Below are 23,799 nucleotides of genomic sequence, written 5' to 3'. Positions count from 1 at the left end.
CGCGACCGGCAAGTGGACCTACAACCTGGACAACACCAGCGCCAAGGTCCAAGCCCTGGCGGCTGGCCAGCAGGTGACCGACACCATCACCGTGACCGTCGACGACGGCCATGGCGGCACGGCGCAGCAGGTCATTACCATCACCGTCACGGGTTCCAACGACGCCCCGACGATCTCGGGCGCATCGACGGGCGCGGTCACGGAAGATGCTGCGCAAAGCAGCATCTCGGGTCAGTTGGCCAAGACCGACGTGGACGCTACCGACACGCACACCTGGTCTGTCAACAACGCGGGCAAGGGTACGTACGGCACCTTCTCCGTCGACGCGACCGGTAAGTGGACCTACAACCTGGACAACACCAGCGCCAAGGTCCAAGCCCTGGCGGCTGGCCAGCAGGTGACCGACACCATCACCGTGACCGTTGATGACGGCCATGGCGGGACGGCGCAGCAGGTCATTACCATCACTGTCACCGGTTCCAACGACGCCCCGACCATCTCGGGCGCATCGACGGGCGCGGTCACGGAAGATGCCCCGCAAAGCAGCATCTCGGGCCAGTTGTCCAAGACTGACGTTGACGCTACCGACACGCATACCTGGTCGGTGAACAACGCGGGCAAGGGTACGTACGGCACCTTCTCCGTCGACGCGACTGGCAAGTGGACCTACAACCTGGACAACACCAGCGCCAAGGTCCAAGCCCTGGCGGCTGGCCAGCAAGTGACCGACACCATCACCGTGACCGTTGACGACGGCCATGGCGGCACGGCGCAACAGGTCATCACCATCACCGTCACCGGTTCCAACGACGCGCCCACGATCTCGGGCGCATCGACGGGTGCCGTCACGGAAGATGCCCCGCAAAGCAGCATCTCGGGTCAGTTGGCCAAGACCGACGTGGACGCTACCGACACGCACACCTGGTCTGTCAACAACGCGGGCAAGGGTACATACGGCACCTTCTCCGTCGACGCAACCGGCAAGTGGACGTACAACCTGGACAACACCAGCGCCAAGGTCCAAGCCCTGGCGGCTGGCCAGCAAGTCACCGACACCATCACCGTGACCGTCGACGACGGCCATGGCGGGACGGCGCAGCAGGTCATCACCATCACCGTCACTGGGTCCAACGACGCCCCGACGATCTCGGGCGCATCGACGGGCGCGGTCACGGAAGATGCTGCGCAAAGCAGCATCTCGGGTCAGTTGGCCAAGACCGACGTGGACGCCACCGATACGCATACCTGGTCGGTGAACAACGCGGGCAAGGGCACGTACGGCACCTTCTCTGTCGACGCAACCGGCAAGTGGACCTACAGCCTGGACAACACCAGCGCCAAGGTCCAAGCCCTGGCGGCTGGCCAGCAAGTCACCGACACCATCACCGTGACCGTTGATGACGGCCATGGCGGGACGGCGCAGCAGGTCATCACCATCACCGTCACCGGCTCCAACGACGCGCCCACGATATCGGGCGCATCGACGGGCGCGGTCACGGAAGATGCTGCGCAAAGCAGCATCTCGGGCCAGTTGGCCAAGACCGACGTGGACGCCACCGATACGCACACCTGGTCTGTCAACAACGCTGGCAAGGGTACGTACGGCACCTTCTCCGTCGACGCGACCGGCAAGTGGACCTACAACCTGGACAACACCAGCGCCAAGGTCCAAGCCCTGGCGGCTGGCCAGCAGGTGACCGACACCATCACCGTGACGGTCGATGACGGCCATGGCGGGACGGCGCAGCAGGTCATCACCATCACCGTCACGGGTTCCAACGACGCCCCGACCATCTCGGGCGCATCGACGGGCGCGGTCACGGAAGATGCTGCACAAAGCAGCATCTCGGGTCAGTTGTCCAAGACCGACGTGGACGCTACCGACACGCACACCTGGTCTGTCAACAACGCTGGCAAGGGTACGTACGGCACCTTCTCCGTCGACGCAACCGGCAAGTGGACCTATAACCTGGACAACACCAGCGCCAAGGTCCAAGCCCTGGCGGCTGGCCAGCAAGTCACCGACACCATCACCGTGACCGTCGACGACGGCCATGGCGGCACGGCGCAACAGGTCATTACCATCACCGTCACGGGTTCCAACGACGCCCCGACCATCGGTGGCGTGACGACGGGCGCGGTGAAGGAAGATGGCACGCAGGTGATCACCGGCCAACTCACCAAGGCCGATGTCGACGCCACCGACACGCATACCTGGTCCGTGAACAACGCGGGCAAGGGTACGTACGGCACGCTGACGGTCGACGCCACCGGCAAGTGGACCTACACGCTGGATAACGCCAACGCCAAGGTGCAAGCGCTGGCCGATGGCCAGCAAGTGACCGACACCATCACCGTGACCGTCGACGACGGCCATGGCGGCACGGCGCAGCAGGTTGTCACGATTACGGTCACCGGCACGAACGATGCCCCGACCATCGGCGGCGTCGTCAGCGGCGGCGTGACTGAGGACGGCACGCAAGTGGTCAGCGGCCAACTGACCAAGACGGATGTCGATACCACCGACACCCACACCTGGACGCTGAACAACGCCGGCAAGGGCACGTACGGCTCCTTTGTCGTGGACGCGACCGGCAAGTGGACGTACACGCTGGACAACGCCAACGCCAAGGTTCAGGCGCTGGCCGATGGCCAGAAGGTGACCGACACCATCACCGTGACCATCAATGACGGCCACGGCGGCACGGCGACCCAGGTCATCACCGTGACGGTCACCGGTTCCAACGATGCGCCAACCATTGCCGGCACGGCGGCGGGCGCCGTGAAGGAAGACGGCACGCTGAGCACCACGGGCCAGCTGACCAAGACCGACGTCGACACGACCGATACGCACACCTGGTCGGTCAGCAATAACGGCGCGGGCACGTATGGCACGTTTACGGTCGACAGCTCGGGCAAGTGGACCTACACGCTGAACAACACCAGCGCCAACGTCCAGGGCTTGAAGGAAGGCCAGCAGGTGACTGACACCATCACAGTGACCGTCAACGACGGCCATGGCGGGACGGCGCAATTGCCGGTCACCGTCACCATCACTGGCACGAACGACGCGCCGGTGATCACCGGCCAGACGTCCGGCACAGTGACCGAGGACTACTCCCTGTCCACCAGCGGCAAGCTGACCGTGGTGGATGCGGACGTGGGCCAAAGCGGCGTGGTTGCGCAGACCAATGTGGTGGGCCAGTACGGCACGTTCTCGATCGACGCCAACGGCAACTGGACGTACACGCTGAACAACAGCCTGCCGGCGGTGCAAAACCTGCCCGCTGGCGCCACGCTCTCGGAATCGTTCAACGTCGTCACGGGGGACGGTACAACGGTGCAGCCGATCTCGGTGTCGATTGTGGGCACGAACGACGCGCCAGTCGCCGCGGACAACTCCGCCAATGTGGAAATTGGCACCAGCCATGTCTTCACGGTGGCCGAGTTCAATTTCAGCGACGGCGCGGAAGGCAACGCCCTGCAAAGCGTGATCATCTCGCGCCTGCCCACCGATGGCACGTTGACGCTCAACGGCAGCCCCGTCGCGCTGAACACGGCCGTGTCGGCCGCGGACATCGCGGCAGGCAAGCTCGTCTTTACGCCGTCGGCCAATGGCCTGGATACCTCGATCGGGTTCCAGGTGCGCGATACCGGCGGCACCGACCATGGCGGCCAGAACACGTCCGGCACGTACAACTTCGTCTTGAACACCAACAATGTGGTGACGGGCGAAAACGTCGGCAGCGGCACGGGCACCACGCCGGTGCTGAATGGCGGGTCGGGCGATGACATCATCCTGGGCGACAAGGGCGGCACGGTCGTGACCGTGGAGCCGGGCAAGAACTACAACATCGCCCTGGTCGTGGATACGTCGGGCAGTATGGCGTACAAGCTGGACGGTTCCACCTCCGGCTCGGGCCAGTCGCGCATTGCGCTCGTCAAGGACGCGCTGACGAACCTGGCCAACCAATTGGTCGGCCATGACGGCATCGTCAACGTCACGCTGATTGGTTTTGCGACGTCGGCGGGTACGCCGGTGACGTTGCAGAATCTGACGTCGTCGAATGTGCAGACCTTGCTGAACGCCATCAACAACCTGTCGGCGACGGGCGGCACGAACTACGAAGCGGCCTTCAACAGCGCCGTGTCGTGGTTCAACGGCCAGACGGCGGCGGGCAAGTCGGTGGCGAACGGTTATGAAAACGTCACGTTCTTCCTGACCGATGGCGACCCAACCTACTACATCAAGAGCAACGGCTCGACGGGCGGCGACGGCAGCACCACCGACCAGACCACGGTGCAGGAATCGGTGAATGGGTTCGCGCCGCTGTCTAACCTGAGCACCGTGCACGGCATCGGCATCGGCAACGGGGTCAACGAAGACTACCTGCGCTTGTTCGACAACACGGGCAGCACGGGTGGCGCGGTGACGACCTACGCCAGTTTCGGTAACGGCTCCAGCACCAGCACCATCGCCAACTTCAACTCCAGCTCGGGCTGGAGCAACATTGGCAGCTGGACGGTTTCCGGTACAAGCAATGGCGGTTCAGTAAGCCGCGTCAGCAACGACTACATCCGCATCATCGATACCGCTGGCGGCACCAGCACCAACGCCATTACGCCAACGTTCAACTACTCCGGCTTCGGCAAGATGAGCTTCTCGGCGGCCACGGGCAGCTTCAACACCGGTGACGTGTTCACGTGGTCGTTGCAGTTGCAGAAGGCCGACGGCAGCTGGATCACCGTCGACAAGGGCAGCATCACCAGCGCCATGTCGAACTGGACGACGATCACGACCAATACGTACGCAGGCGGCACCTACCGCTTTGTGTTCGACGTGGCCGACAACACCTCGGGCAGCAGCAACGCCACGGTGTATATCGACGATATCGTGCGTACGAATTATTCGGCCAGCAATGTCATCGCTGCCCCGGGCGGCGATGTGGATATCGTGCTCAAGGGTGAAGACCTGGCCGCCGCCCTGCAAAGCGGCAGCTCCAGCACCGACCCGGCCGTGGTGGGTAACGACGTCATCAACGGCGGCGCCGGCAACGACATCATCTTTGGCGACACGATCAATACCGATCACCTTGCCTGGGGCACGGTCGCCGCCGGTTCGCATGATGGCCAAGGCCTGAAGGCGTTGCAGGACTTCCTGGCTTACCAGAACGGCCATGCCGCAACCACCACCGAGATCTACGACTACCTGAAGGCCAACCACGCGCAGTTCAACCTGACGGATGATCTGCGCGGCGGGGACGACACCGTCCACGGCGGCACGGGCGACGACATCATCTACGGCCAGGGCGGCAACGACACCCTGTACGGCGATGATGGCAACGACATCCTCTACGGCGGCTCGGGCAACGACTACCTGCATGGTGGCGCGGGCAACGACGTGCTGGATGGCGGTTCGGGCGCCGACACGCTGATTGGCGGCAAGGGTGACGACACGCTCTACGGCGGCGCGGGCAGCGACACGTTCAAGTTCGAGCTGAACGATCAAGGCACCGTGGGCGCCCCTGCGGTTGACACGATCAAGGACTTCTCTGCCGACACCATCGCCAATGGCGGCGACGTGCTGGATCTGAAGGATCTGCTGATTGGCGAGAAGGATGGCACGCTGACGCAGTACCTGAACATCCACAAGGAAGGCAACAACACGGTCATCGACATCAACACCAAGGGCCAGATTGCCCAAGGCGCTGATCAGAAGATCGTGCTGGAAAATGTGGACCTGACGAACAATGGCGCGCTGAGCAACCAGGCCATCATCAATGACCTGCTGCAAAAGGGGAAGCTGAACGTCGACCACAGCTAAGCCATAGGGCGGCAAAGGGCGGGCCGGCCACGGCCCTGCCCCTTTGCTCGCCAGCATTTTTTCCTCTGGCATGTCTGCGAGAGCCGGAAAAATGTGAAAATCCGTTTCATGTCCTCGACTCACCGTTTCCGCGGCTTGGTGACCCTGTGCCGATTGGTGCTGCTATGCCTGGCTTGCGTCTGGGGCGGCAGCTTTGCGCTCGAGGTAAGTTCCGATCGTCTGCAAAGCCTGGCCGCCAGCCGCTATGGCGCCAAGGGTGCGAAGTCGGTCGGGAACTGGCTACAGTTGTTGCGCGCCCCGCCGCCCGCACTGGAACGCGACCGTCTCACGACGGCGAATGATTTTTGGAATCGGGCGCTGCTGTCTGGCGAAGACGCCACCATCTGGGGGCAGGCCGACTACTGGGCGACGCCGCTGGAATCGCTGGGCAAGGGCGCGGGCGACTGCGAAGACTACGTCATCGGCAAGTACTTCACGTTGCTGGCGATGGGCGTACCCGCCAACAAGCTGCGCTTCATCTATGTTCGCGCGCGTGTCGGCGGCCCGGCCAGCAGCAGCCAGGTGGCCCACATGGTGCTGGGCTATTACGAAACGCCAAATGCGGTTCCGCTGGTGCTGGACAGCCTGATTTCTACCATTCTGCCCGCCACGCAGCGCCGCGACCTGACGCCGGTGTTCAGCTTCAATGCCGACGGGGTCTACGTGGATGGCAAACCCGCCGCGCCGGTTGATCGGCTCAGCCGCTGGCGTGATCTACTTCAACGCATGGATCGGGAAGGCATCCGCCCCTGATCGCCGGAAACAAGACTATGTCCATACTTCGACAGCTACTGCTCAGCGTGACCTTGGCCATTGGCGTCATCTTGCTGGGTACGTTGGCGCTCAGCGTGAACTCGGCGCGTGAATACCTGTCGGGCCAATTGCAGGTGCAAAGTACCGACGCGGCGGTGTCGCTGGCGCTGTCCTTGTCACAGCCCGCCAATAACGACCCCGTGCTTCAGGAACTGCTGGTGTCGGCGTTGTATGACGGCGGCCATTTTTCGCTGGTGCGGTTAACCGACCCTGACGGCAAGGTGCTGATCGAACGCAAGTCTACCGCCACGCCGAACGCGGTACCCGCCTGGTTCCAGAAGCTGGCGCCGCTGGACACGCAATCGGCCAGCCACGCGGTCAGCGACGGCTGGCGCCAGATTGGCGAAGTGACGCTCACCGCCAACGACGCCTATGCCTGGGAAGCCTTGTGGCGCAGCAGCTTGAAGATGATTGCGCTGGTGGTGGGCGCGGGCGTGCTGTGGGCTGTGTTCGCGTTCGTGCTGGTGGGCTGGATCAAGAACCGCCTGCTGCGGGAAATCAGCGACCACGTGCGCAGCATTGGCCAGGACACGCCGCCCGAGCAGGTGGAAGCGCGCGTGCCGGAATTGTCGGGCGTGGTGCAGGCGTTGAATCAGACGCGTGAACGCGTGTACGCCAGCGTCGAGGAACAAAACGCCAAGATCGAATCGCTGGAGCTGGAACTTAACCAGGACCCGGTGACGGGCTTGCCCAACCGCAAGTACTTCGTCAACGAGTTCCGGCGCGCGCTGGAAGATCCGTCCGCCAAGCGCGGCGGACATGTGCTGGTGTTCCGCCAACGTGATCTGGCCGACCTGAACCGCCACATGCCGCGCGAGTTCATCGACCAGTGGCTGCGCGCCGCGTGCGAACGTATTCAAGGCACGCTGAAGTCCTTGAATGTGGCCGCCCCCTTGCTGGCTCGTCTGAATGGATCTGACTTTGCGTTGCTGCTGCCTAATTGCGCGGCGCCCCAGGCGATGATGGTTGCCGAACGGCTGCGCGCAGATTTGCACGCCTCGCGCATCCCGGTGGGCGAAGGCCATCTCTGCCGCTGGGCGTCGGCCATGACGGATTACAGCCAGGGCAATCAGGCCGGCCCTGTGCTGGCGCGCCTGGACTTCGGGCTGATGCGCGCCGAAAGCGCCAACAATGATCATGTCGTGATTGCAGGCGCGACCGACATGCAGTCGCCGTCGGAATCGGGCGAACGGGCATGGAAGGACGCGATTCTGACCGCGCTGGAAGACAAGCATTTCGAACTGGCGACGGAGCCTTTGCTGGCTGCTGACGGCGGCACGGTGCGCACCGAAGCGATGCTGATGCTGCGCACGGCCCCCGACCAGGAGGCCATTCCCGCTACGCTGTTCATTCCGCCCGCGGTGCGGCTGGACCTAGTGGCCGATTGCGATCTGGAATCCGTGCGCTTGGGGTTGGATTGGCTGGCAAGCCACGACGGCGAATTGGCGGTGCGCGTCGCCCTGCCCTCGTTGCGTGGCCAGAAGTTCTTCCGCCAGCTGGCGCTGCTGCTGACGGAACGCCGCCCGCTGGCGCATCGTTTGTTCCTGGAAATCGATGCGCACGGTCTGGTGGAATGCCACGAACAAATCGCTACGCTCGCCCGCGTGGCGTCGGAATTCGGCGCGCATATCGGCGTGCGCCGGCTGGCGCAGCAGTTTGGCGCGGTGGCCCAACTGCATACGCTGCCGCTGTCCTACGTGAAGCTGGGGGGTGGTTTTGTGGGCGGCATGTCGCAAAGCCCGGGCAGCCAGCAGTTGACGGCCTCGGTGCTTGAGACCGCCCGCACGCTGAACATTGCGGTGTATGCCGAAGACGTGCCAGATGCCGAAACGCGGCGCATCCTGGCCAGCCTGGGTATCACCATCATGCGCGGGCCGGGCGTCAAGCCGGCGCCAGGCGCTACTTCTTGACCTGCTGATACAGCGGCATCACCTGCTGCGCGGCGGCCTGCAAGTCAGTAATACGCGAGGCCGCCGACGGGTGCGTAGACAGGATTTCGGGCGGCGCGTTGCCGGAGTCCGCTGCGCCCATCTTCTGCCACAGCGTGACGGCGGCGCGTGGGTCAAAGCCCGCGCGGGCCGCCAGTTCCACGCCCATGCGATCCGCTTCGGTCTCGTGCGTGCGGCTGTTGGGCAAGGTGAACATCACGTTGGTGAGTTCCCCGCCCAGATCGCCCGCCGCGCTGGAACCGGTGGCAATCGACAACACCTGCAAGCCCAGGTTCGTGGCCATCTGCTGCGATACACGTTCGCGTGCGTGCTCGCGCAAGGCATGGGCAATTTCATGGCCGAGCACGGCGGCCAGTTCGTCATCGGTAGGTTTGATCTTTGAGATCAGGCCGGTATAGACCGCGATCTTGCCGCCCGGCATGCACCAAGCGTTGACCTCGTCGCTGGACAGCACATGCACTTCCCACTTCCAGGCGCTGGCGTCCGGACGGAAGACGCCTGCTTGCGCGATCAGCCGTTGGGAGATGGCGCGCACGCGGGCCACTTGCTGCGCATCGCGATCCAGCAGCCCCTTGGCTTGGGCTTGCTTGAGAATGTCTGCGTACTGCTGGCTGGCCTCTTGCTCCAGCGCCTGCGAGGGCACCAGGCTCGACATGTACTGCGTGCGGTTGACGCCGATGGCACCGGACTGCGTGGTGTTCATGCCGGTGCAACCGGCCAGCGCAGTCAGCGCCAGCGCGGCGGCCGTGCCGCGCAACAGATGACGTTTACGGTTCAAATCGGCCTCCTGGAGACGATGGGGCAAGACTGCCGGGGATGGATCAGAGGGGGTCGCCGCACTGCCCACGATGACGCAGGGCGTGGTCGATCAGCACCAGCGCAAGCATGGCTTCGGCGATAGGCGTTGCGCGGATGCCCACGCACGGATCGTGACGGCCCAGCGTCTGCACAACGGTGGGCTCATTGGCGCGATTGACCGAGCGGCGCTCAACACGAATGCTGGACGTGGGCTTGATGGCCAGCGACACGGTGATCGGCTGGCCGGTCGAGATACCGCCCAGCACGCCGCCCGCGTGGTTGGTCAGGAAACCGTCGGGCGTGATTTCATCGCCGTGCTCGGAGCCGCGCTGCGCAATGCTGGCGAAGCCCGCGCCAATGGACACGCCCTTGACGGCGTTCAAGCCCATCATCACGTGCGCGATGTCGGCGTCCAGACGGTCGTAGATGGGTTCGCCCCAGCCGGCCGGCAGGTTTTCGGCAACGACTTCGATGCGCGCCCCGATGGAGTCTCCGTCGCGGCGCAACTGGTCCATGTAGGCTTCCAGTTCAGGCACGACGTCGGCGTTGGGTGCGTAAAACGCGTTGTTCGGAACGTCGTCCCACGTCACGAAAGGAATCTCGATGGGACCCAGCTGGCTCATGTAGCCGCGCACTTTCACGCCGTACTGTTCGGCCAGCCATTTCTTGGCGATGGCGCCGGCGGCAACCGTGGGCGCCGTCAAGCGGGCCGACGACCGGCCGCCGCCGCGCGGATCGCGCACGCCGAACTTGCGCCAGTAGGCGTAGTCGGCGTGGCCGGGGCGGAAGGTGTCGGCAATGTTGGAATAGTCTTTGCTGCGCGCATCCGTGTTGCGGATCAGCAGACCAATGGGAGTGCCCGTGGTCACGCCTTCGTACACACCCGACAGGATTTCGACCTGGTCGGCTTCCTGGCGCTGCGTCACGTGACGCGAGGTGCCAGGGCGGCGGCGATCCAATTCAAGCTGGATATCAGCGGCGTCCAGGCTCAGCCCCGGAGGACAGCCATCCACGACGCAACCGATGGCCGGCCCGTGGGATTCGCCGAAATTCGTGACGGTAAAAAGGGTACCTAGGGTATTGCCGGGCATAGGAGGTCAACAGGTCGGGTTTGCAAGCAACCCAGATTATGACACCGCCGCAGCCAAAGCCTGGATTTCGGCGGCCGGGGCGGGCCGCCCCAGCAGGAAACCCTGCATGACGCGGCAACCCAGGGACTTCAGGATTTCGCGCTGCCCTTCGGTTTCAACGCCTTCGGCCACGACGGGCAGGCGCATCGCCTGGCACAGGCCGAACAACGCGGAGACGACTTCGCGGCTGCCGGCATCGGATTCCAGCGCCGAGATGAAGCTGCGGTCGATCTTCACCCAATCAATGGGCAGGTGGCGAAGGTGATTCAGGCTGGAATAGCCGCAGCCAAAATCATCAAGCGCGACGCCGATGCCTTGGGCGCGCAGGGTGTTCAGAATCTTCACGTGCCGCTCGTAGTGCAGGATGAAGATTGATTCCGTGATCTCAAGCACCAGCTTGCGGGGCGACAGTTCCGTGGCGGCCAGCACATCTGACACGAGTTGCACCAGGCCGTCCTCGTTCATCTGCTTGACCGACAGATTCACATGCACGCGCCAGGCTGCCGGCCACTGCGCGGCTTGGGAGCAGGCGCGCTCCAAGATCCATGCGCCCAGCGGCACGATCAGGCCGCTGCGTTCCGCCAATTCAATGGTGACCGCGGGCGACACACTGCCCAGCGTGGGGTGATGCCAACGCAGCAGCGCTTCGCACCCTTGAACCACACCGGTACCGCTATCGCAGACCGGCTGGTAGAACAATTCGAACTGCTCCATGGCGGGCGTGGTCAACGCCAGACGCAGGTCGTTTTCCAGGCCTTGCTGATCCCGATGGCGGGCTAACAGCCTGAAATCAAAAAGATTCCATCCGGGGCCGCCCCGCTCTTTCAAGGGCACCATGGCGACCTGAACGCAGCGTTGCAGCTCTTCCACCGTGCGGCCGTGCTCGGGGTACAACGCCGCTCCGATGCGGAAAACCGCAATCAGCGGGCGTCCGCCCAGCTCATAAGGCACGCTTAAATCTTCCAGCAGTTTGGCCGACACCTGCGCCGCTCCGGGCTCATCCACCTCGGGCACACAGAGCGTGAAGGCGTCGGTACCCGTACGCGCCACCAAGCCGCCCAGCGTGCGGGCGAGCAGGCTGAGCCGGTTGGCGACCTGCACCAGCAGCGCTTGCTCTTCGCCGGCGCGCAACATTGCGCTGATCTCGGCGTATTGCTCGAAGCTGACCAGGAAAAAGGCGCCCCGACGCGCCGGCCCTTCTTTCTGGGCCAGCAGCAAACGCGCGCGACGATGCAGCTCCTGCTGGCTAAGGACGCCGGTCAATTCATCGCGCGTCAATCGGTGACGCAATGCGCGTTCCCTGCGAACAAAGAACACGCTTATCGCTGCAAGTGCGCCTGCGAGCGTCAGGCACAGTGCGAGCAGGTAACTCTCACGCACGGAGCCCCCTATCTAGAAACCCCTGGCGTTGCGGTCCAAGAAAGAACCCAAGGGCTGTAACATTTTTTAAATTATGCATTATTTTCGCAAAAAAACGCCACACTTCAGAGGCAACGCGCCTCTTTTCCTTGAAATCCTAAGGCTCTCAGGTTGCTCGTGGATGGTCATGGGGTCCTTGGGTAGCATGTGCTGGCCGGTCCAAAGATCCATGCCCTACCCTTACTACGACAGCCAACGCCCAAAAATTAATACGCCCTGTCTCAATAGTTCTCAATCGGGCAATTATCACGATCGAAATAATTGCACAGGTTGTCAGATATCGTGGCGAATTTCGTAATATTCTGTACGTTCTGTGACATGCCGAATTACAGTGTCAGAGGCGTCCCTGAGGTATTAGTAACGTGTGTCACGTTTCTTATCCAGGTTTTTTCCCGTCGGAGACGTTCGTCGTCCGACGCCCCCTTTAACCGGCGGCCCGCCCGTTCTTGCGATGGACCGGCCCGCTAGCCGCGAAGGGAATCCCACACCCATGTCGACATTACGCCGGATACTTCTTTGCACTGCCCTCTTGATCGGCTTCATCCTGCTCGGCGCTCAGGCTCTGGGAATGTTGGCCGCTCACCGCTATCTGAACGCGCAACTGACGCAACAAAGTGAAGGCGGCGCCAGCGCCCTGACTTGGGCGCTGTCCCATGCCCCGTCCAGTGCAAGAGACCGGGCCGTATTGGCGGATGAGTTGTTTGGCCAGGGCTTGTATGCGCTGGTGCGTATCACGAACGAAGGGGGCACCGCGGTCGTCGAACGTCAAAAGCAGCCTGGCGCGTCGGCGCGCGACGCAGACTGGCGCAACGCCTGGCTGAACGTGCAAGCGCCCGCCATATCACGCCCGTATGTGTCGGCGGATGGCCGTGTCCGAGGCACCGTCACGGTTCAGGCCGACACGCGATTGGCGCGCGATACGCTCTGGCAAGGCGGGGTGCGCGTTCTGGGGCTGGTGCTGGCGGCGGGCGTCTTCTGGTCGTTGTTCGCCGTGAACCTGGTGCGGTGGATTGAGACGCGTACGTCACGCGACATCTGCGAACGAGTGCGCGCGTTGGCGCCCGGCAACAGTACGGCGCCTGCCGGGTCGTGCGAGCTGGCGGGGGTAGACCAAGCGCTGGTCGACGCCCAACGCCGCGTGGCCGCAACGGTCGAAGAACAAAACGCCAAGATCGAGTCCCTGCAAAGCGAAATCTATCGGGACCCCATCACGCGGCTGTCAAACCGCAAGCATTTCGTTGACCAATTCAGGGCGGCGCTGGCTGACAAGTCGTCTGAATCGGCGGGCCATATCCTGATGTTCCGGCAGCGTGACCTGGCGCAGATCAACCGCCATCTATCGCGGGCGTTTACGGACCAATGGCTGCGCTCATCTTCCGACCGGCTGCGCAAGCTGATTGCCGAATTCGGCGGGCCGGATGCGCACATCGCACGCATCAGCGGTTCGGACTTCGCGCTGCTCATGCCCCGCACGTCCGCGCCGCAAGCCAGCCTGCTGGCCGAACGCGTGCGGCGCGAGCTGCGGTCGCTGCGGGTACCAATGGATAAATACGGCTGGTGCCGCTGGGCGCTGGCCATGACCGCGTTCGCCCCAGGCGACAACATGAGCGACACGCTGGCGCGGCTGGACCATGCGCTGATGTGCGCGGAAAGTGCCGACGATGACCAGATCACGCCCGCCAGCCAGGCGGCCGACAGCACGCGGATTGGGGAATACAGCTGGCACGACGCCTTGGCGACGGCGCTGGAGCAGCACCGCTTTTCGCTGTCTGTACTGCCGCTCTATGACGTGTCGGGCGCACTGCTGCATTACGAAGCCAGCCTGACCCTGCACGACACGTCTGGCGGCGATCCCGTTCCCGCCTCGATTTTCATGCCGCCCGCCGTGCGCCTGGGCCTATCCGCCGAATGCGATATTCAAGCCATCCGCCTGGGCATGGATTGGCTGTTCACTCATTCCGACGCGCTGACGGTGCCGGTATCGCTGGCGTCGCTGGCGCAAACGTCCTTCCTTTCCCGACTGGAACGCATGCTGGCTGACCGGCCAGCGCTGACGGCGCGCCTGATCATTGAAGTGGATGCGGCCGGCCTTGTCGAACAAGGCAACGACCTGCGCCAACTGTGCGACATCGTCACCGCCGCCGGCGCACGTGTCGGGGTGTCGCGGCTGTCACAGCAATTTGGCGCGATGGAACGGCTGCACGAATACCCGGTGTCGTATCTGAAACTGTGCGGCAGCTTCATCACCGGCTTGCTGCACAGCCCTGGCAGTCAGCACCTGGCCGCCACGGTCGTGGCCACCGCCACAACGCTGGACATGGCGGTTTACGCCGAAGATGTGCCCGATTCCGCCACCCAAGAGATTTTGGAAGACCTTGGCGTCCGCGCAATCCGTGGGGCTGTCGTAAACTTCGCCCATACGCGCGACCTCGCGCCGAATCACCAATGGGTTCCTAGTTGACGGAAGGATTGTTTCTTCGCACCCGCTGGCGTTTTCGCCAACAACGTGCGCATCGTGCTCTCGCCGGATCGCAAGCCTCGCTGCCTTGGTTCACCCTGCTGCTGGGCATTTTGCTGTGGCCGGGGGTGGGGTTCGCGTATGGCTTGAATAGCGCTTATGAAGACATGCCGCTTGGCCTGACGGCGGGCGTCGCGATGGCGTGCGGCTTGGCGTGCGCCGTCGCATGGGCCACCACCCGAGCCGCCATCTTCGGCGCGGGTCTGGCCTTCATGGTGCTGGAAGGCCTGTTTCGGTCACTACCCGACTTCCTGCCGCCCGGCGCATTGCAGGCCGGGTCCTTTGCGGCCTTGTTGTCGCTGACCGCGCCACTGCTTGCCACACGGCTGGGCGATCTGCCGCAAGCCGCCTGGCTGGCAGGCGCCTGCCGCGTCCTTGCTATCGGACTGTCCGGCATCGCGGCGCTAGCGTTGATCTTCGTTTATGAAACCGAGAACGGCCTGATCCCGGCATGGATCGCTGGCGTCTGTGCGGGCATCAGCGTGCCCCTTTGCCTGTGGTTCGCCGCGCGCACCCTGCTGCGCAAGACCGATCGCGCGCTGTCGCTCGTTTTGGCGGGTGTCTATGCGGCGTCCGCCTGGATGCTGGGGCATGACGCTTGGATGTCCCAGGGCGCGGACAACGCCGGCACGGCGGCCGAACTGGTCCGGTTGCTATTGGTTTTCAGCGCCTTGCTCAGTGTGGCGCTGGTTCGGCAGTCGCGTCCGCTATCCGGCGCTGAACGCCCCGCGCACGATTACGCCGATGCCGAACATGTCGCCCAAGGCGAGTTGCGGCTGGCCGAGTTGGCTGGCGCGCTGGACACCCAGCGCCAGATGAACGCGTTGATATCCCACGAACTGCGTGCGCCGCTGGCGACGATCAGCGCGGCGGCACAATCGCTGGACATGATCCTTTCCGACAGTGGCGAGGCGGTCGACAATCGCTTGGGCCGCATTCATCGCTCGGTCGCCCGGATGACCGAGCTGATGGACCAACTGCTCAATCAAGACCGTCTTGAAGAACAGGCCTGGGCGCCGCGCGGCGAATACACCGATCTGGCTGAACTGGCGCGCGACGTCGTGACGGCCATGCAGCCCGACACCGCGCACGCGCTGGTGATGCAAGCCGATGGTCCATTGCCGGTTTATTGCGATCGCCCCCTGACCAGCGTGGTCGTGCGTAACCTGATTCACAACGCCATCAAGTATTCGCCCGCCAACGAGCCGGTCAAGGTCGAAACCGGCCAGATCCGCGTGAATGACGTGCCGATGGCGTGGATGGCCGTGGTTGATCGCGGCCCGGGCATCGGGGAAGAAGAACAGACCCGGATCTTCGAACCGCATTTCCGGCGCTCCGCGCACCGGGAAACGCAGGGCATGGGGATCGGGCTGTATCTGGCGCGCCGCATTTGCCAGAACCAAGGCGGATCACTGACCATGCAGAGCACGGTCGGCGTGGGGACGCGGTTTGTGATTACGCTGCCCGTGAAGGCAAACGCGGCAAACGCGGCAAGCGCAGCGGACCCCGCAAATCCCGCCAACGCGGCAGATTCGTCAGACGCTCAGGCGGCGAACACGTAACCCTGGCCGCGCACGGACAGCACCGGCAATTTGAGTCCGGCGCTTTGCGCTTTCGCGCGCAAACGGCTCACCAGCACGTCGATGCGGCGCAGTTCGAATCCACCAGGGCTGTCCGGCAGGAATAGTTCCGCCAACACCTGGCGGCTGACCGCGCTGCCGGCGGCATCCATCAAGGCCATCAGGAAGGTCCGCTCCTGCGCGCTCAGATGCAGCGACGCGCCATCGGGGGCCACCAGAATCCAGCCGCCATCCTGCAACGACCACGTGCTGTCCGCCGAGGCCCGCGTTTCGGTATCCGCAGGACGAGGCGCTTTGGCCAGACGCATGCGCCGGGCCAGGCTGCGAATGACGGAGCTAAGCTCCAGCAAATCCACGGGCTTGGTCATATAGACGTCCGCCCCGCCTTCCAGCCCCCGCACGCGATCCTCAAGCGCACTGCGCCCCGTCAGCATGACGATGCCGACCGGACTCAACGCGCGCAGGCGGGTGGCCACGGAAAATCCGTCTTCACCGGGTAGGTGCGCGTCCAAAATGACGATATCGCACGGCTGCTCCTGCAATCGGCGATAAAACGCCGCAGCATTGTCGCAAGCAAATGCCACCCGAAAACCATATCCGCCCAAGCCTAACGCCAACTCCTCACGGAAGTCGGCATCATCCTCGAGCAGACCGATACATAGCAAACCATCTGCGCCAGGCATATTCAGAGTGCTTTATATTGAAAATTGTCGACAAATGCCCCAAGGATGCGGCATACCATCCTGAGTGTCCCGCAGGCGACAATCTTACGAGATTTACAATGGAAACGAATGATTGCAGTGAAAAAAAACGCCATATTTCACTGCCTATCACCCCTTTTTCTCGTAAAAACACAAGAATTGGTTAGTTTATTTTCGGAAAACGCGCGCAGTTTGCTTCAAGACGAGCAACTGACCTCCAAACTGCCCGCCCAATCTGGCGGCAACCCGGCATAGCGCTCATAGCCCGCTTGGGCCACATACGGATTGCGCAACAGCGTCATCAACGTATCGATCTCGCTGACATCGCCCGTCTTCGCCGCGCGTATGGCTTCTTCGGCCAAATGGTTACGCAACACATACAGCGGGTTGACGCGGTTCATAGCGTCGGCCACGTCTTGCGCGGGCCGCCCGTCTTCCTGATGGCGCGCCAGCAGCCGATCCAGCCAGGCTGCGGCCGAGGCCCGGTCAATGAACAGGTCCTCAAACGCGCTGCGCTGCCCCAGCACGGCATCCGCCAACCTGCGCCAAGACAAGGTGAAATCCGCCTGGTTGGCGTCCATCAGCTTGAGCAGATCATCCAGCAAGGGTTCGTCGGCCGGCCGCCATGCCGCCAAGCCCAGCTTGGCGCCCATGCGGTCGTGGAAGGCGCGGGTGAACACCGCTTCATACTCGTCCAATACCGCACGCAGCCCTTCCACGTCTTGAACGAGGGTATGCAAGCTGCCGCCCAGGCGATACAGGTTCCACAGCGCGACCGACGGCTGGCGGTTCCAGGAATAGCGCCCTTCCGTGTCCGAGTGGTTGCAAACATGGCCCAGACGGAATCCGTCCATGAAGCCATACGGCCCGTAATCCAGCGTGAGGCCCAGTATCGACATATTGTCGGTATTCATCACGCCGTGGCAAAACCCCACCGCCTGCCAATCGGCCATCAGCAAGGAGGTACGCCGCGTGACGGCGCGCAACAGGTTCATATAAACGGCCGCATCCGTCTGCGGTTCGCCCGCGGGCGCCTCGCGGCATTCCGGATAGAAGCGGTCGACGACATAATCGGCCAGGGTTTTGAGCATGTCTGGCTGGCGTCGCGACGACCAATGCTCGAACGAGCCAAAACGCACGAAACTGGGCGACATACGCGTCACGATAGCGGCCGTTTCCACGGTTTCACGCATGACCGGGTCGTCAGACACTACCAGCGCCAACGCGCGCGTGGTGGGAATGCCCAGCCCATGCATCGCTTCGCTGGCCAGATATTCACGCACCGACGAACGCAGCACTGCGCGCCCATCGCCCATGCGCGAATACGGCGTCATGCCTGCGCCCTTCAATTGCAGTTCCCAGCCGCCCTCCGGGCCCTTGATTTCCCCCAGCAGATGGGCGCGCCCATCCCCCAGTTGCCCCGCCCACACGCCAAACTGATGACCGCTATAAACAGCCGCCAGCGTGTCCCCGCCAGGCAACGGCTGCGCACCGGAAAACACTTGCAGGAATTCAGGCGTGGAAAACGCCGAGGGGTCCAGGCCGATCAGCGCCGCGGCGTCCGCATTGGCATGCAGCAGGCGTGGATTATTCAGCCCTTGGGGCGTCAAACGGGTATAGAACGCCGCGGGCAGCGCCGCGAATGAATTGTCTGTTTGAAGATCAGACAGGGAATGGACGGTAGATGGGACGCTCATGCGCGTTGGCTCCTGGCAGCCCGTTTGGCGGGCCGCACATAGAAAATGGCGCTAAGAAAGAAGGTCGCCGAAAGGATGATCTCGCCCCATGCCATCAGCACGGAAAGCGGAGCGGGATCGGACATCGCGCGCACGGCCCCTTCCATCAGATACAGCAACGACAACATCGACGCCCATTGATAGGTATATAGATTGCCGCGCAAAATGCCGCGCAAGGGAAACGCCAGCGGCAGCGCCTTTAGCAACATCCAGGAACCGCCCGGCCGCACCGGCGCCACCACGGTTTCCCAGGTGACGCACAAGACGATCAGGGCGAACAGTGAAACCGAGGCTACAAGGCGCAAGCGGGGGTTGAGTTCAGGGTTCATGCTGCTATTATCGCCTGATGAATCGCCCCGCCGAGCCCGACGCCGCAACCCTGGCGGCTACCGACCCCTCGACTTCGCGCTCTTCATGGGTCGCGAGGGCCGGACGCGTCTTCCGATTCACCGCGCAACGCGCGAACGAAGAAAAGCTGCTTCAAGTCGCCTCCAGCCTCACGTTCACCACGGTGCTGGCCATCGTGCCCATGCTGGCCGTGGTGCTGTCCTTGTTCACCGCCTTCCCGGTGTTCCAGGAATTCCGCGTCGCGCTGGAAGACTTCCTGACCAACAGCCTGATGCCGCCGTCCGTCTCGGACAACATCATGGAATACCTGAACCAGTTCGCCCGCCAGGCCTCGCGCCTGACCGCGATTGGCGGCGCGTTCCTGCTGGTGACATCCCTGTTGCTGATCATGACGATCGACCAGGCGTTCAACGACATCTGGCACGTGACGCGCCAGCGCCCCCTGCCGCAGCGGGCGCTGGTCTATTGGGCCATCATCACGCTGGGGCCCGTCCTGGCCGGGGCCAGCTTGTGGGCCACGTCGTTCGTCGCGCGCGAATCGCTGGGGCTGGTGGCGGATGTGCCCGAAGTCATCAGCATCGCCATTTCCTTCATCCCTCTGATACTGACTGCGCTGGGTTTCGCCGCCCTGTTCGTCGTGGTGCCCAACCGCGAAGTGCTGTGGCGCGACGCGCTGGTAGGCGGCTGCGTGACGGCCATCGTGCTTGAGGTCATGAAGTCGGGATTCGCGTATTACCTGACCCGGTTTCCCACGTACACCATCATTTATGGCGCGTTCGCCACGCTGCCCATCTTTTTGCTGTGGATCTATTTGTCCTGGTTGGCCGTGCTGCTGGGCGCCACCCTGGCCTCGAGCGCCCCGCTGATCCGCTTGGGCCGGTGGGAAATCAACCGCTATCCGGGCGCGCAATTTGTCGATGCGCTGGACGCGTTGCGCGCGCTGCGCCGAGTCCAATCCGCCAACCCGCCCGGCATGCCGGCCAATGTGCTGGCGTCTCAGTTGCACCTGCACCAGGATGAACTGAGCGAGGTACTGGAAACGCTGAACGCCATGGGCCTGGCCACCCGAAGCCCCGACGACAACTGGGTGTTGACCTGCGACGCACGCGAAACGTCGATGGCGCCCGTGGTAGACAATTTCCTGCTTGACCGCAATCAGCCCAGGGTCCGCGACGACCCGGAGATATTGCGAGTCGCTTCAGCCGTAATTTCCCAGCAAAATACGCCCACGCTGGAAGAACTGTGCGGAGAAGCGCAGAATACCGAAAATGGAATCGCTCCCTTGCTGCAATTGGAAGCGAATAAGAAATAGCAATGCATTCGGGCGTAGTCCGCCCAGGAGGAACCGATGTTGAAGGTCAGCGAGATTTTGCGCGTCAAGGGCGATACGCTCTATACGGCGTCGCCCGACATGCCTGTGTCCCAGGCCGTGCAAACCATGAGCGAGCAGGACATAGGCTCGCTGGTGATCATGGAATTCGGCACGCTGACCGGCATGCTGACGTTCCGCGAAATCATCCGTCACATGCATGCGCACGGCGGCGCCGGTGAAACCACCATCCGCTCGATCATGGATGACGCCCCGGTCAGCGTGTCGCCCAACACCAGCGCCGACGAAGTGCAGCGCCTGATGCTGGAAAAGCACGCGCGCTACATCCCGGTCATGGACGGCCCGACGCTGATGGGCGTGATTTCGTTCTATGACATGGCGCAGGCCATCGTTGCCGCCCAGCAGTTCGAAAACAACATGCTGAAGGCGTATATCCGCGACTGGCCCGCGGAAACGACCGAACCGGCCAAGTCATAAGAGCCAGGGGGTCAGACTGCGGTAAGCCGCAGTCTTCTCGCTGCAACGGATGGCAATAACCCCCACTGCTTGCGACCCCCTGCTGCTACACCCTGCTGCTACACCCCTGCCGGCGCCGCTTGAAATGCGGCGCCGCGCATTTCCGGCGCCTGCCGCTGGCTGCGCCAGGCGTCGTAGATCAGATCAGGATTGTTGGCGGCCAGCAGCGCCGGGTCCGACAACATGCGGCGCCAGCGGCGTGCACCTGACTGACCATTCACCAAGCCCAGCATTGGCCGTGTCATCACGCGCAGCGGCACGCCCTTGGCGACTTGCCGGGCGGCGTATTCGGTCATGGCGTCCACGACCTGCGCATCGCTGGGCAGGCGCACCGACGGCCACAGCCGCAACGACACTTCCGACAGCACGCGCGGGGTGTGCCAGGCCGCGCGGCCCAGCATCACGCCATCAAACTCGTCCGCAGCCTGAACAGATTGCTCCGCATCCGCCAGCCCGCCATTCAGCACGAATGTGCAGTCGGGGAAGTCTTGCTTCAGCTGCTTGACCACGTCATAGCGCAACGGCGGAATTTCGCGATTGCCCTTCGGGGACAGGCCCTTGAGCACCGCGTTGCGGGCATGGGCAATGAAAACCCGGCATCCCGTGTCGTAGATTTTGCCGACGAAGTCTCGGACGAATGCGTAGGATTCTTCGTAATCCAAGCCCAGGCGATGCTTGACGGTAACGGGGATATCGACGGCGTCCTGCATGGCTTTCATGCAATCGGCCACCAGCGCCGGCTCCGCCATCAGGCAAGCACCGAACGCGCCCTTTTGCACGCGTTCCGACGGGCAGCCGCAATTCAGGTTGATTTCGTCATAGCCCCATTGGCGGCCCAGCTTGGCCGCTTGCGCCAAGGCGTCAGGCTCGCTGCCGCCCAGCTGCAACGCCACCGGATGCTCGGCTTCGTCGAAATCCAGATGACGCGGGACATTGCCGTGCAGCAGCGCGCCCGTCGTGATCATTTCCGTATACAAGCGTGCGCGGGGCGCCAGCAGCCGGTGGAAATAGCGGCAATGGCGGTCGGTCACGTCAATCATCGGGGCGACGCACAGCCGCCAGTCGGGGGAGTCCAAGAATCACTCTACAAAACAAGGGGATGCGGTATTTTACGGGCTTAGCGGCATTATGTCCGGCGTGCGTGCGCACCCGGGCCTTCGGGCTCTGCGCAACCCCACCCGCTATGTGGTCTAAAATTGCGCCGCCGCCGCCGCACAGGCATGTCCGAGCGTCCGTTAACCCATCACCCTTGCATATCAATGGCCGTATTCACTCCCGTATCCGACGACGACGCGCGCGCCCTTCTGGCGCAATTCGACCTGGGCGAGTTTGTCTCGCTTCGAGGGATTACGGCGGGTATCGAGAACACCAACTACTTCCTCTACACCACGCGGGGCGAGTACGTCCTGACGCTATTCGAAGTGTTGACGCACGCCCAACTGCCCTTTTACATCGAGCTGATGTATCACCTGGCGGAGCGCGGCATCCCGGTGCCGCAGCCTCAGACCCTGCGCGACGGCACCCGGCTGACCACGCTGCACGGCAAGCCTTGCGCCATTGTTTCGCGCCTGCCCGGCGGCTATGAACCCGCCCCCGGCGCCGCGCACTGCGCCCTGGCTGGCGCCACGCTGGCCCGCGCCCATCTGGCCGCCCGGGACTTCCCGATTCACCAGCCCAATCTGCGTGGCCTGTCCTGGTGGGTGGAAACGGCGCCCAAGGTCATGCCGTTCCTGGAGCCCGCGCAAGCCCAGTTGCTGAGCGCCGAGCTGGCCGCTCAGCAGGCCGCCGTCGAAACGCCCGCCTGGCAAGCGCTACAGACCGGCCCGGCGCACTGCGACCTTTTCCGCGACAACGTGCTGTTCGCCGGCACCTTTGAAGACCCGCTCATGGGCGGCATCATCGACTTCTATTTCGCAGGCTGCGACACCTGGCTGTTCGACGTGGCGGTCAGCGTCAATGACTGGTGCATCGAACGCGACACGGGGGAGTTCATCCCGGAACTGGTGCAATCCTGGCTCGCCGCCTACGCCAGCGTGCGCCCATTTACCGATGCGGAACGTGAAGTCTGGCCGTTGATGCTGCGCGCTGCCGCCCTGCGCTTCTGGGTGTCCCGCCTGTACGACTTTTTCCTGCCGCGGCCGGCGCAAACGCTGAAGCCGCACGACCCGCGTCACTTCGAAAGAGTGTTGCAAGCACGCCACCGCCCCGGCTTGCCAATATTGCCGTAACCGTTACGCCCCCCATAATGGGGCTAGCGCGTCCAATTTTGAGAGATCACACCCTTAGAGAGCCATGCAAGCAGCATTCCTACCCGCGACATCCGGCTGGCAATGGGTTCGAGACGGTTTCCGTCTGTTCCGCAAACAACCTCTGGCCATGTTCACCTGGGCCATGTTCATCAGCCTTTTGGTGGTCTTCGCCAGCGCGACACCGCCGGTGGGACCGATTCTGGTTGTGGCGCTCATGCCCATCATCACCCTCATGACGTTATCGGCGTGCAAGCACGTGGACGCCGACCGCGTCATGCTGCCGTCAATGTGGGGCAAGCCCCTCAAGCAGCCCGGCGTCTTCCGCAAACTCTTTCTGATGGGTCTGTTGTACGCGGGGCTGAGCATGTTGACGGGCCTGCTGACGTTCCTGCCGTTCATGGACTCCATGGCTGAAGCGTTTCGCATCGCCTCGGTTGAGCGCACGTTAGAACCCGTCCTGCTGGCCATGCGCGTGCCGCTGACCATCTTCGCGATCATCTATGTGATCATTGCGGCGCTGTTCTGGCATGCCCCCGTGTTGGTTGCCTGGCATGGCCTGCGCTTGGTACAGGCCCTGTTCTTTTCCGGCATCGCCTGCTGGCGCAACAAATGGCCGTTCCTGGTCTATGGCGCCACCTGGGCCTTGATATTCCTGTTCATCGATTTGTGCGCGGGTTTACTGGTGTCGATGGGGCTGTCGCCTCAATTTGCCGGCACATTGCAGATCCCGTTCAACATCGCGGCCGGTGGCGTGTTGTATTGCAGCTTCTATCCGGCCTACACCTCGGTGTTCGGCATCAATAACGCCAGCTCGCAGCTCGACAACAGCAATAGCGCCCAGGCATAAAG

16 protein-coding genes are annotated in these 23,799 nt (G+C 63.2%); 9 read left to right on the top strand and 7 right to left on the bottom strand.

What is annotated here, in order from left to right:
• From ACFZAI_RS20415 to ACFZAI_RS20405, 3 genes are all read left to right on the top strand, one after another.
• Positions 1-5,824, top strand: a 5,824-nt coding sequence (locus ACFZAI_RS20415) for a VCBS domain-containing protein (protein WP_391568639.1), incomplete at its 5' end; no start/stop codon positions are given.
• Positions 5,825-5,932: 108 nt separating this feature from the next.
• A complete protein-coding gene (locus ACFZAI_RS20410; RefSeq protein WP_391568638.1) occupies positions 5,933-6,616 on the top strand; it encodes a transglutaminase-like cysteine peptidase in 684 nt (227 codons plus the stop codon).
• Between the two features lie 17 nt (positions 6,617-6,633).
• Complete coding sequence (locus ACFZAI_RS20405) at positions 6,634-8,586, top strand: LapD/MoxY N-terminal periplasmic domain-containing protein (protein WP_391568637.1); 1,953 nt, start codon at positions 6,634-6,636, stop codon at positions 8,584-8,586.
• Here the strand turns inward: ACFZAI_RS20405 and ACFZAI_RS20400 are convergent.
• From ACFZAI_RS20400 to ACFZAI_RS20390, 3 genes are read right to left on the bottom strand one after another with little or no spacing between them, the layout of a single operon-like run.
• Positions 8,576-9,403, bottom strand: coding sequence for a M48 family metallopeptidase (locus ACFZAI_RS20400; RefSeq protein WP_391568636.1), 828 nt, complete (start codon positions 9,401-9,403; stop codon positions 8,576-8,578). The genes ACFZAI_RS20405 and ACFZAI_RS20400 overlap by 11 nt on opposite strands.
• Before the next feature lie 43 nt (positions 9,404-9,446).
• A complete protein-coding gene (aroC, locus tag ACFZAI_RS20395; protein ID WP_391568635.1) occupies positions 9,447-10,514 on the bottom strand; it encodes a chorismate synthase in 1,068 nt (355 codons plus the stop codon).
• A gap of 36 nt (positions 10,515-10,550) precedes the next feature.
• Positions 10,551-11,933: a putative bifunctional diguanylate cyclase/phosphodiesterase gene (locus ACFZAI_RS20390; RefSeq protein WP_391568634.1), complete on the bottom strand. Its 1,383-nt coding sequence runs from the start codon at positions 11,931-11,933 to the stop codon at positions 10,551-10,553.
• A 607-nt stretch (positions 11,934-12,540) separates the two neighbouring features.
• Here ACFZAI_RS20390 and ACFZAI_RS20385 point away from each other — a divergent pair.
• Positions 12,541-14,433 (top strand): EAL domain-containing protein, encoded by a 1,893-nt coding sequence (locus ACFZAI_RS20385; RefSeq protein WP_391568633.1) that lies wholly within the window; start codon positions 12,541-12,543, stop codon positions 14,431-14,433.
• A gap of 8 nt (positions 14,434-14,441) precedes the next feature.
• Positions 14,442-16,052 carry an ATP-binding protein gene (locus ACFZAI_RS20380; RefSeq protein ID WP_391568632.1) on the top strand — a complete coding sequence of 537 codons (1,611 nt, stop codon included), beginning with the start codon at positions 14,442-14,444 and terminating at the stop codon, positions 16,050-16,052.
• Here the strand turns inward: ACFZAI_RS20380 and ACFZAI_RS20375 are convergent.
• The 3 genes from ACFZAI_RS20375 to ACFZAI_RS20365 all read right to left on the bottom strand — a co-directional run bounded on the left by ACFZAI_RS20375 (position 16,034) and on the right by ACFZAI_RS20365 (position 18,836).
• Entirely contained in the window at positions 16,034-16,753 is a 720-nt protein-coding gene (locus ACFZAI_RS20375) for a response regulator transcription factor (RefSeq protein WP_054427477.1), read from the bottom strand. The genes ACFZAI_RS20380 and ACFZAI_RS20375 overlap by 19 nt on opposite strands.
• A 215-nt stretch (positions 16,754-16,968) precedes the next feature.
• Complete coding sequence (locus tag ACFZAI_RS20370; RefSeq protein ID WP_391568631.1) at positions 16,969-18,468, bottom strand: YdiU family protein; 1,500 nt, start codon at positions 18,466-18,468, stop codon at positions 16,969-16,971.
• Positions 18,465-18,836 carry a DUF2069 domain-containing protein gene (locus ACFZAI_RS20365; RefSeq protein ID WP_054427475.1) on the bottom strand — a complete coding sequence of 124 codons (372 nt, stop codon included), beginning with the start codon at positions 18,834-18,836 and terminating at the stop codon, positions 18,465-18,467. The genes ACFZAI_RS20370 and ACFZAI_RS20365 overlap by 4 nt, the downstream gene beginning before the upstream one ends.
• A gap of 17 nt (positions 18,837-18,853) precedes the next feature.
• On the opposite strand from ACFZAI_RS20365, the gene ACFZAI_RS20360 reads away from it, so the two are divergent.
• Together ACFZAI_RS20360 and ACFZAI_RS20355 are read left to right on the top strand one after the other, a co-directional pair.
• Positions 18,854-20,167: a YihY family inner membrane protein gene (locus ACFZAI_RS20360; RefSeq protein WP_391568630.1), complete on the top strand. Its 1,314-nt coding sequence runs from the start codon at positions 18,854-18,856 to the stop codon at positions 20,165-20,167.
• 36 nt (positions 20,168-20,203) lie between these two features.
• The gene (locus ACFZAI_RS20355; RefSeq protein WP_391568629.1) at positions 20,204-20,662 is read left to right on the top strand and encodes a CBS domain-containing protein; all 459 of its coding nucleotides are present in this window, start codon (positions 20,204-20,206) and stop codon (positions 20,660-20,662) included.
• A gap of 98 nt (positions 20,663-20,760) precedes the next feature.
• Here the strand turns inward: ACFZAI_RS20355 and dusA are convergent, their stop codons facing one another.
• The gene (gene dusA / locus ACFZAI_RS20350) at positions 20,761-21,777 is read right to left on the bottom strand and encodes a tRNA dihydrouridine(20/20a) synthase DusA (protein ID WP_391568628.1); all 1,017 of its coding nucleotides are present in this window, start codon (positions 21,775-21,777) and stop codon (positions 20,761-20,763) included.
• A 183-nt stretch (positions 21,778-21,960) separates the two neighbouring features.
• On the opposite strand from dusA, the gene ACFZAI_RS20345 reads away from it, so the two are divergent.
• Together ACFZAI_RS20345 and ACFZAI_RS20340 are read left to right on the top strand one after the other, a co-directional pair.
• Positions 21,961-22,929: a homoserine kinase gene (locus ACFZAI_RS20345; RefSeq protein ID WP_391568627.1), complete on the top strand. Its 969-nt coding sequence runs from the start codon at positions 21,961-21,963 to the stop codon at positions 22,927-22,929.
• Positions 22,930-22,993: 64 nt separating this feature from the next.
• Positions 22,994-23,797: a BPSS1780 family membrane protein gene (locus tag ACFZAI_RS20340; protein WP_391568626.1), complete on the top strand. Its 804-nt coding sequence runs from the start codon at positions 22,994-22,996 to the stop codon at positions 23,795-23,797.
• Positions 23,798-23,799: the final 2 nt, after the last annotated feature.

Origin of the sequence: Achromobacter sp. NPDC008082 (assembly GCF_042957345.1) — a bacterium.
Lineage (GTDB): Bacteria > Pseudomonadota > Gammaproteobacteria > Burkholderiales > Burkholderiaceae_B > Achromobacter > Achromobacter kerstersii_A.
The sequence above is the reverse complement of the archived record's forward strand: the minus strand, read 5'-3'. Positions and strand labels throughout refer to the sequence as shown.